The organism is Bradyrhizobium sp. BR2003 (genome assembly GCF_009720285.1).
GTDB lineage: Bacteria > Pseudomonadota > Alphaproteobacteria > Rhizobiales > Xanthobacteraceae > Bradyrhizobium > Bradyrhizobium elkanii.
In genome coordinates this window covers 116,575-129,087 of the sequence record NZ_SMYJ01000035.1, presented here as the reverse complement: position 1 = coordinate 129,087, position 12,513 = coordinate 116,575, and the positions used below count along the sequence as shown (strand labels likewise).

The window sequence follows — 12,513 nt, the reverse complement described above, 5'->3', positions numbered from 1 at the left end:
TCCCGGCCATGACGAGGTGCTAGAGCCTGCGAAACCGCAAATACGCCGCCTTGCGCCCCTCGCGCTCGGCTTTGGCGCCGTAGCGCGTCATCGTGTAGTTCGGCCACGGCTGTTGCCAGTCGATCGCGCGCTCGGCGAGCCAGGCGAAGTCGGGCGAGCGCATAAGATGCGCCAGCGTCCAGGCGCAGTAATCGTCGATGTCGCTGACGAAGCGGAATTCGCCGCCCGGCGGCAGCAGCCGCGTCATCGCAGCGACCGTCGCATCCTGCACGAAGCGCCGCTTCCAGTGCCGCCGCTTCGGCCAGGGATCGGGATGGATCAGGTCGATGCGCGCAAGCGAGCGCGTCGGCGCCCAGGCCAGCAGCTCGGCCGCGTCGCCGGCGAACAGGCGGATGTTGCCGATGTTCAGCGCCTCGATCTGGGTCAGGATCTTCGCCATGCCGTTGACATAGGGCTCGCAGCCGATGAAGCCCGTGGTCGGAAAGGCCAGTGCCTCCGCGATCAAATGCTCGCCGCCGCCGAAGCCGATCTCGAGCCTGACATTCTCGATGCCGTCATCGAACAATTCGGTCAGCGCCTCGGGCGCGGGCGCCGAGATGTCGACGGCCAGATGCGGCAGCAGAGTGTCGATCAGGTCGGCCTGATGCGGGCGCAGCTTGTGGCCCTTGCGCCGTCCGAAGAACGAGCCGCGCGCATGCGCCATCGCGCCGTCGTCGGGGGAATCGCGATCGCCGCGGTCGCCTGGAGCCGGTGTCATCGCAGCGTTTGATAGAGACGGTGGAGCAGCCGCGCGCGCGGCTCGATCGACGAGATGTAGAGCTGCTCGTAATGGGTATGCGCGCCCTTGCCGTCGACGCCGAGGCCGTCGAGGGTCGCGGTGTGCGGCGCGGTGAAATTGCCGTCGGAGCCGCCGCCGGTGAACACATCCGCCAGTTCGAAGCCGAGCTCGGCGGCCAGCCCCTTGGCGTGCTCGTAGAGTGCGGCGCCGGCGTTGCTCTTCTCATACGGCGGACGGTTCAATTCGCCCGATATCTTCACGCTGACGCCCTCGGTGCGTGAGGTGATTCCGAGGATCTTCGGCACCAGCTCGTCGGCGTCGGCCATGGTCGGCACGCGCATGTCGACTTCCGCATAGGCCTCTTCGGCGATCACGTTCGGCTTGGTGCCGCCGCGGACGACGCCGACATTGACGGTGACGCCGCGCTCGAGGTCGTTCATCGCCTCCAGCGCCTGGATCACATTGCCGAGCTCCCGGATCGCGCTGCGGCCATCCTCGGGGCGCGTGCCGGCATGGGCCGGCGCGCCCTTGATGAACACGTCGAACCGCGCAACGCCCTTGCGTCCGGTGACGATCTTGCCGCCGTCGCGCGCCGGCTCGGTCACCAGCACGTATTTGGCCTTGCGCCCCTCGGCCTCGATCAGCGCCCGCGAGGTCGGGCTGCCGATCTCCTCGTCCGATACGTAGAGCTGGGTGATGCCGAGCGGCGGGCGCGCGCCGTCGGCGCAGACTTGCCGGAATGCATGATAGGCGAGGTAGGCGCCGCCCTTCATGTCGTAGATGCCGGGGCCGAACGCGCTGTCGCCGTCGACCGTGAATGGTAACCTTTCGATGAATCCCATCGGATGGACTGTGTCGAGATGGCTCAGCACCAGGATGCCCGGCGCGTCCTGGCCCCAGGACGAGCGCGTCACCAGGTGATCGCCGCAGCCGTCGCGTCCCGCAATGCGTTCCACCGTGGCCGGCAGGTCGCGATAGCCCGACGCGACGAGATCAGCCAGCTTGTTGACCTGATCGGGCCGTTCGGTCGGAGATTCGATCTCGACCCAGCGGCGGATGCCGTCGAGAATCACGGCGGTTTCGAACGGATTGCTGGACATGCTGTTGTCGTCGCCTGTGAATTCGCTGTGTCATTGCGCGCACGCGCCAAAGCATGATCCGAAATCATGCTCAAACGAGGCGCTAAATCGCGATGATGCTCAAGCTGAACTCATCGCGTTAGCCTACGCCGGAATGGGCATATTCCAGATTTGACGATCGCTCAAACGGATATGGCTGAATCAGACCTGCTCGGCCGCCTCGCGCGCCGCGATCTGCTCGACCAGTTCGACGATGCTGCGGCGGAGCTTGGCGTCCGCAATCCGCGTGAAGGCGCGGGTCAGGGCCAGGCCTTCGGCGGTTGCCAGAAAATCGGAGACATAGGTCGGCGAGGCGCCCTCGCTGAAGCCGTCGGCGGCCTTGACCCCGCTCGGGCCGCCGTCGAACAGGAAAGAGACCGGCACTTGCAGGATTTCGGAGATCTGCTGCAGCCGGCTGGCGCCGACGCGGTTGGTGCCCTTCTCGTATTTTTGCACTTGCTGGAACGTCAGGCCTAACGCCTCGCCCAGTTTCTCCTGGCTCATGCCGAGCATGATGCGTCGCATACGGACGCGGCTGCCGACATATTTGTCAACAGGATTGGGCGCTTTGGTGGACATCTCCAACTCTCCTAAGGGATTGCGCGCCCGTGGATGAGGCAAGTTGGAAGTGAAGTATGCCTCAGGCGCCGGTGCCGTCAAATCCTGCAAGGAGGATCGGGACGAAATGCGGACAATTTGCGCAAAGGGGCTGACTTGGCTTGTGATTTCGCGTGGACCCGTACAATGCGAAGTGCACGGTCGATCTGTCAACTGGTGGAATCATACTGAGGTAAATTTCGACGTTTTTTCGGGTTCGCGACAACCGGCGATATGCGACCGTCAGGGTTTTCGCCTCACAAACCGACGCCGCAGCACGAACGCCAGGGCTGTGATCACAATCACAGCGGCGGGGATGTTCCCGATACGCGCATAGATCGTCGGCGCGATGGCCGCCGGCAGGCCGGCATCGAGCACGCCTTCGATGCCGAGCCCGAGTTGTGCGACGATCCGGCCGACGGGGTCGATGACGGCCGAGACGCCCGTATTTGCGGCACGGACCATCGGCAGGCCTTCCTCGATGGTGCGCAGCCGGGCCTGTTGCAGGTGCTGGTAAGGGCCGGTCGAGATTCCGAACCATCCGTCATTGGTGACATTGACGATCCAGCCGGGACGGTCGTCGCGGCTCACGACGTTGCCGGGAAAGATCGCCTCATAGCAGATCAGGGGCAGGGCGCGCGGCGCATTCGGAATATCGAGCGTCCGGCGGATCGTGCCGGGAATGTAGCCGCCCTGCACCTTGGTGAGCTGCACGAAGCCGAGCTTCTCCATCCAGTCCTGGAACGGCAGATATTCTCCGAACGGGACAAGATGCAGCTTGTCGTAGACCGCAAGCACGCTGCCGTCGTGGTCGATGACGTAGACGGAATTATAGGCGCGCGTGACGCGGACGCCGGGCGGCAGATCGGGCGCGCGCACCGAACCGGTGATCAGCACGGTTCCCTTCGGCAGGAGGTCGGCGATCTGCGCCATCGCGTCGGCTTCCTTGGTCAGGAAGAACGGAAACGCGGATTCCGGCCAGATCAGGATGGTGGCGTCCTTCACGCCGGTGGCATGCGGCCCGGAGGCGCGATCCGACAGGGTGAGATATTTCTGCATCACCGCCGCCTTGGCGGAGTAGTTGAACTTGGCGTCCTGCTGCAAATCGGGCTGCATGATGCGCAGCTTCACGCCGTCGACCATCCTGGTCGGCTGCTGCGCGAGGCGGACCACGCCGAACGCCAGCATCGCTGCCAACACCAGCACTGCGGCCGCCGGCACGCGCCACGGCTTGCGGCCACGCGAGGCGCCGTCGATCAACACGGCCGGGCTTGCGAAGATCGCGACGGCCAGGAATGTCATGCCCCACAACCCGACCAGCGACGCGGTCTGGGCCAGCGCCAGCGGCTCGGTCAGTGCGTAGCCGAACGCATTCCACGGAAAGCCGCTGAGGAGATGGCCGCGCAGCCATTCCGAAACCGTCAGGCTGACCGCGAGCGCCAGCACGCGCGAGGCGTCGCGCGGCCAGATCAGCCGCGCCAGCGCGAAGCCGAACGCAGTGAACAAAGCGAGATAAGCGGGCAGGCCGAGCACCGCGAACGGCGTCAGCCAGGCGAAGGTGTCCGCATCGACGAAGAAGGCGTAGCCGATCCAGTACAGGCCCGGCACGAAATAGCCGAGGCCGAACCAGAACCCGGACAGCGCCGCGGCGGGCAGACCGCGCCAGCGGCCGGCCGCGCTGCCGTCGATCAGCCAGACCGCGATGGAAAAGGTGAGAAACAGAACCGGCCAGGCGTTGAACGGCGCCATCGCCAGCGAAGACAGCGCGCCGGCCGTGAGCGCGAGGACGGCGCGTTTCCATCCCCAGGTCAGGATGATTGCAAGGCCGATCGATCGGAGCTTGTCGGACAGCCTCACTGCGGACCGGCTCCCTCGCCGGGCGGCGGCATGTTGTCGTTCGCCTGCGGGTTTCCGGAGTCCGGCGCCTGCTCGCGGCGCCGTTCGCGCTCCTTGCGCGGCGTCGGCCGTTCCTTGCGCGCGGTGATGCGCACGCGCTTGACCCGCCGCGGATCGGCGTCGAGCACCTCGACCTCGTAATTGCCGGGTCCCGAGATCACCTCGCCGCGCACCGGCAGGCGCCCGACGAACGACACGAGGTAGCCGCCGAGCGTCTCGACCTCCTCGCCGGCATCGCCGATCACGAAATCCTCGCCGATCACCGAGCGGACATCGTCGAGGCTGGCGCGCGCGTCCGCGACGAAGGAGTTGTCCGGCTGGCGAACGATCGACGGCGGCTCGTCGGAATCGTGTTCGTCGTCGATCTCGCCGACGATCTGCTCGACGATATCCTCGATCGACACCAGCCCGTCGGTGCCGCCATATTCGTCGACCACCAACGCGAGATGGATCCGCGAGGCCTGCATCTGCGCCAGCAGGTCGATCGCGCGCATCGATGGCGGGATGTAGAGCAGCTTGCGGATGATATTGGCTTCCGACAGCGGCAGCGCGAGATCGACGCTGCGCAGATCGAGCCCGGCCGGGAACGGCTTCTTGCGCTTCGTCTTGGTCGCGTCGGGGACGCGCGCCTTCGCGGTCATGAAGGCGAGCAGGTCGCGGATGTGCACCATGCCCTCGGGGTCGTCGAGGGTTTCGTTGTAGACGACGAGCCGCGAATGCGCCGCGCTCTCGAACAGGCTCATCAATTCGCCGAGCGGAATGTCGCGCTTGACCGCGACGATGTCGGCGCGGTGCACCATGACGTCGGCGATCCGCCGCTCGTTCAGCGACAGGATGTTGCGCAGCATGGTGCGCTCGATCGCCGAGAAGCCGACATCGTCGGGCGTCGAGGCGTCGAGCACCACCTGCAGATCGTCGCGCACCGAGCCGGCTTTCCAGCCGAACAGCGTGCGGATCGCGCGCACCAGCCAGCCTTCGGCCGCCGGGCGCTGCACCTCGCCTTGGTGCACGACGGCGGGCAGGTTGCTCACGTTGCGCGGATTGTCATGGGTCGGTTCGGAATCCGGCATGTCAGGCGATCCGATCCGCATAGGGGTCGGGAATGCCGAGGGAGGCGAGGATCTCGCGCTCGAGCGCCTCCATGTCCTCGGCATCGTCGTCGTTCTCGTGGTCGTAACCGATCAGGTGCAGGAAGCCGTGCACCGCGAGATGGCTCAAATGATGATCGAACGGTTTCTGTTCCTCATCGGCTTCGCGCCGCGTCGTCTCGTAGGCGATCGCGATGTCGCCGAGCATGCGCGGGGCATCGTCGGGTCCGCCGGCGCCTTCCGGCTGCAGCGCCGGAAACGACAGCACGTTGGTCGGCTTGTCGATGCTGCGCCAGTTGGCGTTGAGGGTGCGGATCCCGGCGTCGTCGGTCAGCATCACCGCAAGCTCGGCATCGGCGACGTCGGCATCGGCGATTCCTGCGGCAGCCTCGATGGCGCGATGGATCACCGCGTCGGCGTCGGGCTCGGCCTGCCAGCATTCGGCGGTGACGAGAACCTCGGTTGCAGGAAAAGCAGACACTTTGGTTTCAAAATCTGCGTTATGGCCGGATCCCGCGTCGTGTGGGCTCGCGGCCGAAGCTATTGGTCTCAAGTTCTGGCGTTTGCCGGCTTTTGCGGCAATCCCTCATAGGCGGCCACGATGCGCGCCACCAATTCATGGCGGATGACGTCCTCGGCCTTGAAATGCACCTGCGCGATGCCTTCGACGCCGTCGAGCAGCTTCACGGCTTCCGCGAGCCCTGAGGTCTGCCCGTTCGGCAGGTCGATCTGCGACGGGTCGCCGGTGACGATCATTCGGCTGTTCTCGCCGAGACGCGTCAGGAACATCTTCATCTGCATCGTCGTAGTGTTCTGCGCCTCGTCGAGGATGATGGCGGCGTTGGTCAAAGTGCGGCCGCGCATGAAGGCGAGCGGCGCGATCTCGATCTCGTTGCCCTGCAGCGCGCGCTCGACGACGCGGGCATCCATCAGATCGTACAGCGCGTCATAGATCGGGCGCAGATACGGATCGACTTTCTCCTTGAGGTCGCCAGGCAGGAAGCCGAGCCGCTCGCCGGCCTCGACCGCGGGCCGCGTCAGGATGATGCGATCGACCTCCTTGCGCTCGAACAGTTGCGCGGCATGGGCGACCGCGAGCCAGGTCTTGCCGGTGCCGGCCGGGCCGATGCCGAACACCAGTTCATGCCGCTTCAGCGCACGGATGTAGGAATCCTGCGCCGCGGTGCGGGCACGCACCGGACGCTTGCGCAGATTGATCGTTTCAAACGTCGGCTTGGCGGTCTTGTTGTCGAATTCGAACAGCGAGCCCTGCGCGATCACGGCGCGGATCGCGCCTTCGACTTCGCCCTGGTCGAGATCGTGCCCCGCGACGGCCTGGGCGTAGAGCGTCTCTAGCACGCGCCGCGCCGCGTCGCAGCCGTCGCGGGAGCCGGCGATGGTAACGTGGTTGCCGCGGGAATCGACCACGATGCCGAGTCGGCGCTCGATCAGCGCCAGATTCTGTCCATAAGGGCCGACCAGCGCCGATGCGGCACGGTTGTCGTCGAAATCGATGACGACCTGGGTCTCAGGTGGTCGGGTCTCAGGTGGCATTTGCATGTCGCGGTCGGGCTTGCGGCTGGGAGCGAGTGAAGACGAATCCGATGCGCTTTTGGGCAAGGATTTCAGGCTCCAATGGTCTGCGAAATAGGGCGCGGCGCTGCCGGCGTCGCAAGCTCGCCGATCAGGCTGTAGCGCTCGAGGCTGTCGATCCTCACCGGGAGGACCCGGCCGATGATGTCGGGCGATGCCATCACATGGGCGGGCTGCAGATAGGCGGTGCGGCCGACGATCTGGCCCGGATTGCGCGCGGCGCGCTCGAACAGCACATCGACCGTTGTGCCAATCGCAGCCCGGTTGAAGGCCGATTGCTGGCTGTCGATCAATTCCTGAAGCCGCCCCAAGCGCTCGTCCATCTCGGCTGCTGACACCGTCTCCCGCATCTCCGCCGCCGGCGTGCCCGGCCGTGGCGAATACTTGAATGAATACGCCGCAGCGTATCCGATTTGCGTGACAAGCGCGAGGGTGGCGGAAAATTCTTCCGCGGTCTCTCCGGGGAAGCCCACGATAAAATCTGATGAAAAAGCAATGTCTTGCCGCGCGGCGCGGAACCGGTCGATGACGCGCCGGTAGTCATCGGCGGTATGTTTGCGGTTCATGGCGGCAAGGATCCGGTCCGACCCCGATTGCACCGGCAGGTGCACGAACGGCATCAGTTCGGGCAAATCGCGATGGGCCGCGATCAGGCTGTCGTCGACGTCGCGCGGATGGCTGGTGGAATAGCGCAGCCGCGCGACCTCGGGAATCCCGGCGAGCCGCTGCAGCAGTTTGCCGAGCGGCCAAATGCGGCCGTCGGGACCTTCGCCGTGATAGGCGTTGACGTTCTGTCCGATCAGCGTGAATTCGCGCACGCCGTTGTCGGCGAGCTGCTTGACGTCGTCGATGATCCTGGCGACCGGCCGCGAGACCTCGGCGCCGCGCGTATAGGGCACCACGCAGAAGGTGCAGAACTTGTCGCAACCTTCCTGCACCGTGACGAAGGCGGAGATGCCGCGGGCGCGGATCGCATCCGGCTTCGGCTGCGGTAGGAAGCCGAACTTGTCCTCGACCGGGAATTCCGTTTCCAGCGCGCGGCCGTTTTCCTTGGCGCGCTTCAAGAGCGCGGGCAGATGATGATAGCTCTGCGGCCCGACTACGATGTCGACGGTCGGCGCGCGATGGATGATCTCGGCGCCTTCGGCTTGCGCGACGCAGCCGGCGACCGCGATCTTCATCTCGCGGCCCGCCCGCGCGGCCTCGTCCTTGGCGACACGCAGCCGCCCGAGCTCGGAGTAGACTTTCTCCGACGCCTTCTCGCGGATGTGGCAGGTGTTGAGGATCACGAGGTCGGCGTCCTCGGCGCTCGCGGTCTCGACAAAGCCCTCGCCGGCCAGCGTGTCCGCCATGCGTTGCGCATCGTAGACATTCATCTGGCAGCCATAGGACTTGATGTGCAGCTTGCGCGGCGTCGTCATGGAACCCTGAGAGCGAAAAATGGAAACGGCGCCATCGGGGCGCCGAGGCTGAAATATAGCTTAAACCGGCGAAAATCCAGCGATCGAGCCGTGTTTTTGGCCGGTCTGGGCGATCAAATCGGGCAATTGGCGCATATCGGCGAAGGTTATGGCCGCGCCGGCCTGGCGCAGCATGTCTTCGTGTTCCGCGGTGCAATGGCTGCCGCCGTAGAAACCGAGCACGCTCATCCCGGCGGCGCGGGCGCCGGTGACGCCGGCCACGCTGTCCTCGATCACGACGCAGCGCGTGGGGTCGGCGCCCATCTGCGCGGCTGCGAACAGGAAGAGATCCGGCGCCGGCTTGCCGCGCTTGACCTGGGTGGCGGAGAAAATATGCGGCGCGAGCTGGTCGTAGAGCCCGGCACAGGTCAGGCCGTGATGGATCTTTTCCGGCGTGCCGCTCGACGCCACGCATTTCGGCAGGTCGAGCGCGGCGATCGCCTCGCCGACATGCGCGATCGCGCTGAGATCGTCGGCATAGAAGCTCAGCGTCGCGTGCTTGACCTCGGCCTCGAAGGTCTCGGGCAGCGCGCGGCCGATCTCGCTCTCGACGATCCGCCGCGCCTCGCGGTCGGACACGCCGAGGAAGCGCTTCAGCACGCTGTCCGGTGTGATCGGAAAGCCGTGACGCGTCAGCGTTTCCGCATGCGCGCGACAGGAAATCACCTCGCTGTCGACCAGCACGCCGTCGCAATCGAAGATGACGAGATCGAATGTCATGGTCGGGTGACGCGTTCCCGCACGCGCCTAAAGCGCGATGAGATCAGGTTGAATCATCATCGCGCTTTAGCTCCTTGTTTGAGCATGATCTCCGCGCAAACGCGTCCCGCGTTTGTCGCGAGGGAAAACCGCTTCGCACTTTTCCGGATCATGCTTCAGGACTTGCTGTCTTCGTCGAGCGGGACGCAATACAGCTCGAGACGATGATCGACCAGCTTGTAGCCGAGCTTGCGCGCGATCTCGGCCTGCAGCTTCTCGATTTCCTCGGAGGTGAACTCGATCACCTTGCCGTCGCGCAGGTTGATCAGATGGTCGTGATGACTCTCGGGCATCTGCTCGTAGCGCGCGCGGCCCTCGCGGAAGTCGTGGCGCTCGATGATGCCGGCATCCTCGAACAGCTTCACGGTGCGATAGACGGTCGAGATCGAGATCTTGTCGTCGACCGCAACGCAGCGGCGGTAGAGCTCCTCGACGTCGGGGTGATCCATGGCCTCCGCCAGCACGCGTGCGATCACACGGCGCTGTTCGGTCATGCGCATGCCGGTCGCGGCGCAGCGCGCCTCGATGCCGGTATTCTTCTGCGCAGGCGTGATTTTCACCGTCGTCATGGGTCCTTGGCAGGTCCTTGGCCTTGGATGGCAGAGCAGGGCGCTGTTCTGCCATCGTGCCGATGTTACGACAAGTCGCGCCGCATCAGAAGCGCGTTCAAATGTTCCCCGCCGGGCTGCTTGTAGTAGCGTTCGCGGCGGCCGATCACGCCGAATCCGGCCCTTTCATAGAGCCGTCGCGCCGGCTGATTGTTCTCTTCCACTTCGAGGAAGATGGTGCGGATGCCGCGGCCGGCAAGATGGCCGAGATGGGTCAGCAGCAGGTCGCGCGACAGCCCGCGGCCGCGCTGATTGGAATCGATCGCAATCGACAGGATTTCGGCTTCGTCCGCTGCCATCCGCGAGACGGCAAAGCCGATCACCTTGCGTCCCTGCCGCAGCCGGTGCACCAGCGTGTTGCGCTCGGTCAGCATCGCCTCGAACTCGCCCTCGCCCCAGCCGCGATGAAACGACGCGCCGTGCAATTGCGCGAGCCGCGCCGCATCGCGCAGCGATGCGGGCTCGACCGCGGGCGGACCGCCGCCCCACCACCGTGACAGCCAGCCGATCATGTCGATCGCGGCACGCTGATTTCGAGCCGGTCCTTCGGCGGCTTGGCGTCGGGCGCGCGCAGATAGAACGGCCGCGGCGGCGCGGTTTCAGGATCCACGGCCGCGCCGATCCAGGCGACCCAGGTAATATCGGGCGCGGGCTGCCGGCCGACCTTGACCGGCGGTGCGGCGTCGGCGGGCCAGCGCTCGGCGAGGATGTCGGCGGCGTTGCCGACCAGATGCAGCGCGCCGTACTGGGAGGCCTCGAGCGCTTCCGCGATCGGCGCCACCTTCGGCTTGATGATCGGGCTGCCGTCGCCGCCGACCAGCTGGAAATAGACGTGATCATGCCGCGCATCGATCGCCGACAGGATCGCAGACGCGCCGTTCTCGGCGACGACAGGCGCGGCGTAGGCGGCGAGCGTCGACAGTCCGACCACCGGCTTTTCCGCGGCCAGCGCCAGGCCGCGCGCCGCCGAGAGGCCGACGCGCAGGCCAGTGAAACTGCCGGGGCCGGTGGTGACGGCGATGCGGTCGAGCCCGGCAAAGCCGATGCCGCTCTCTTTCATCACCCGAGCGATCAGCGGCATCAGCGCCTCGGCATGGCCGCGCTGCATCACCTGCGATTCAATGGCGATTGTATTGCCGGAGGTGGTGTCGAGCACCGCCGCGGAACAGGCGTCGAGCGCCGTATCGATGGCGAGAATCATCATGGGAGGGCGAATAGCGAATAGGGAATGGCGAACAGGGGTCCAGCGGAGAATGCTATTCGCGATTCGCCACTCGCCATTCGCCGCTCCATCACATCGGCCGGACTTCCTGCACGTCGGGCACGAAGTGCCGGAGCAGGTTCTGGATGCCGTGTTGCAGGGTTGCGGTCGATGACGGGCAGCCGGCGCAGGAGCCCTTCATGTTGAGATAGACGATGCCGTCCTTGAAGCCGCGGAAGGTGATGTCGCCGCCGTCATTGGCAACCGCGGGACGCACGCGGGTCTCGATCAGGTCCTTGATCTGCTCGACCGTCTCGGCGTCGGCCTCGTCGAAGAACTCGTCTTCCTCATCGCGCGCGTCGTCGCTGGCCGCGGTGCCGTCGGCGAGCAGCGGCGCGCCGGACATGTAGTGCTCCATGATGGCGCCGAGGATCGCGGGCTTGAGGTGCTGCCAGTCGCCGTCCGCCTTGGTCACGGTGATGAAGTCGCCGCCGTAGAACACGCCGGTGACGCCGGATACGGCGAACAGCCGTTCGGCGAGCGGCGAGCGCGCGGCGGATTCGGGCGAGGAGAATTCCATGGTGCCGCTGTCGAGCACCATGCGGCCCGGGATGAATTTCAGCGTGGCGGGATTGGGCGTGGCTTCGGTCTGAATGAACATCTGCTGTCTCCGGCGTCGCCGGTTCAAGGCCGGCGCGTTGGGTTCCATTATAGCGTTTTCCAGCGAAGTGACACCGGTTCGCGAAGAAAACGCGTCAAATCAAGGAGTCAGATGGCAACTAAAAAGCCCGCGATCAAGCCGCAAAACCGCGGTTCCAGGCTCATACCCATGCCCGGAAGCGGGTCCGGCGCCGGTAACGCGCTAGGACAGGGCGTCGATCTCGGCGTCGGTCAGGCCGCCGGGCACGATGGTCACCGGAATCGGGAATGCCCCCATGGTCTTGGCCATGGTGGTGATGATCGGCCCGGGCCCCTCGGCGCCCGGGTTGGCGGCCAGCACCAGCGCCGCGATATCGACGTCCTTGTCGATCACATCGAGGATCTGCTCGGTCGGGTCGCCCTCGCGAATCACCCGCTCCGGAGTGATCGCGGCGATCCCGTTGGCGCGGCCGGCGGCGCGGTCGAGCGCTTCGTTGGCGGCTTCCTCGGCCTCCGCGCGCATGATGTCGGCGACCCCGAGCCATTGCTGGTTCTGGTCCTCGGTCTCGATCACCCGCAGCATCACGACGCCGCCGCCGACCCGGATCGCCCACCGGCTGGCGTAATAGACCGCTCGGTCCCATTCCGCAGTGTCGTCAACGATGACGAGGCATTTCGGCTTGTGACCTGTCTCGTAGCTTCGTCGCTGGGTGGTCATGCATGTCCCGGTGCTGAACCAAACCAACCTATGGTGCCATACTCCCTCGCCGTTTGGG

General features: G+C 65.7%; 14 protein-coding genes. All 14 read right to left on the bottom strand.

The annotated features are described in order from the left end of the window. Positions 1 to 19: 19 nt before the first annotated feature. The 14 genes from E2I15_RS29585 to E2I15_RS29520 all read right to left on the bottom strand — a co-directional run bounded on the left by E2I15_RS29585 (position 20) and on the right by E2I15_RS29520 (position 12,455). Positions 20 to 757 (bottom strand): tRNA (guanine(46)-N(7))-methyltransferase TrmB, encoded by a 738-nt coding sequence (locus tag E2I15_RS29585; RefSeq protein ID WP_422109831.1) that lies wholly within the window; start codon positions 755 to 757, stop codon positions 20 to 22. Further along, positions 754 to 1,878, bottom strand: a complete 1,125-nt coding sequence (locus E2I15_RS29580) for a M20 family metallopeptidase (protein ID WP_137478429.1) — start codon at positions 1,876 to 1,878, stop codon at positions 754 to 756. Before E2I15_RS29580 ends, E2I15_RS29585 begins: the two co-directional genes overlap by 4 nt. A gap of 180 nt (positions 1,879 to 2,058) precedes the next feature. Further along, the gene (locus E2I15_RS29575; RefSeq protein WP_137478430.1) at positions 2,059 to 2,475 is read right to left on the bottom strand and encodes a helix-turn-helix domain-containing protein; all 417 of its coding nucleotides are present in this window, start codon (positions 2,473 to 2,475) and stop codon (positions 2,059 to 2,061) included. Between the two features lie 261 nt (positions 2,476 to 2,736). Continuing rightward, on the bottom strand, positions 2,737 to 4,350 hold the full coding sequence (gene lnt / locus E2I15_RS29570; RefSeq protein ID WP_137478431.1) for an apolipoprotein N-acyltransferase: 1,614 nt from the start codon (positions 4,348 to 4,350) through the stop codon (positions 2,737 to 2,739). Beyond that, the gene (locus tag E2I15_RS29565) at positions 4,347 to 5,459 is read right to left on the bottom strand and encodes a hemolysin family protein (protein ID WP_170991471.1); all 1,113 of its coding nucleotides are present in this window, start codon (positions 5,457 to 5,459) and stop codon (positions 4,347 to 4,349) included. Before E2I15_RS29565 ends, lnt begins: the two co-directional genes overlap by 4 nt. Position 5,460: 1 nt before the next feature. Next, complete coding sequence (gene ybeY / locus E2I15_RS29560) at positions 5,461 to 5,958, bottom strand: rRNA maturation RNase YbeY (RefSeq protein WP_137478433.1); 498 nt, start codon at positions 5,956 to 5,958, stop codon at positions 5,461 to 5,463. A gap of 68 nt (positions 5,959 to 6,026) precedes the next feature. Further along, entirely contained in the window at positions 6,027 to 7,097 is a 1,071-nt protein-coding gene (locus tag E2I15_RS29555) for a PhoH family protein (protein ID WP_137478434.1), read from the bottom strand. Positions 7,098 to 7,102: 5 nt separating this feature from the next. Then, complete coding sequence (miaB, locus tag E2I15_RS29550; RefSeq protein ID WP_137478435.1) at positions 7,103 to 8,491, bottom strand: tRNA (N6-isopentenyl adenosine(37)-C2)-methylthiotransferase MiaB; 1,389 nt, start codon at positions 8,489 to 8,491, stop codon at positions 7,103 to 7,105. Between the two features lie 60 nt (positions 8,492 to 8,551). Continuing rightward, complete coding sequence (locus E2I15_RS29545; protein WP_137478436.1) at positions 8,552 to 9,250, bottom strand: HAD family hydrolase; 699 nt, start codon at positions 9,248 to 9,250, stop codon at positions 8,552 to 8,554. A gap of 155 nt (positions 9,251 to 9,405) precedes the next feature. Continuing rightward, positions 9,406 to 9,858: a Fur family transcriptional regulator gene (locus tag E2I15_RS29540; RefSeq protein WP_016840396.1), complete on the bottom strand. Its 453-nt coding sequence runs from the start codon at positions 9,856 to 9,858 to the stop codon at positions 9,406 to 9,408. Between the two features lie 65 nt (positions 9,859 to 9,923). After that, positions 9,924 to 10,409: a ribosomal protein S18-alanine N-acetyltransferase gene (gene rimI / locus E2I15_RS29535; RefSeq protein ID WP_137478437.1), complete on the bottom strand. Its 486-nt coding sequence runs from the start codon at positions 10,407 to 10,409 to the stop codon at positions 9,924 to 9,926. Then, positions 10,406 to 11,101 (bottom strand): tRNA (adenosine(37)-N6)-threonylcarbamoyltransferase complex dimerization subunit type 1 TsaB, encoded by a 696-nt coding sequence (gene tsaB / locus E2I15_RS29530; RefSeq protein ID WP_137478438.1) that lies wholly within the window; start codon positions 11,099 to 11,101, stop codon positions 10,406 to 10,408. Before tsaB ends, rimI begins: the two co-directional genes overlap by 4 nt. A gap of 88 nt (positions 11,102 to 11,189) precedes the next feature. Then, positions 11,190 to 11,759: a NifU family protein gene (locus E2I15_RS29525; RefSeq protein ID WP_028335524.1), complete on the bottom strand. Its 570-nt coding sequence runs from the start codon at positions 11,757 to 11,759 to the stop codon at positions 11,190 to 11,192. A gap of 201 nt (positions 11,760 to 11,960) precedes the next feature. Continuing rightward, entirely contained in the window at positions 11,961 to 12,455 is a 495-nt protein-coding gene (locus tag E2I15_RS29520; protein ID WP_137478439.1) for a universal stress protein, read from the bottom strand. Positions 12,456 to 12,513 lie beyond the last annotated feature (58 nt).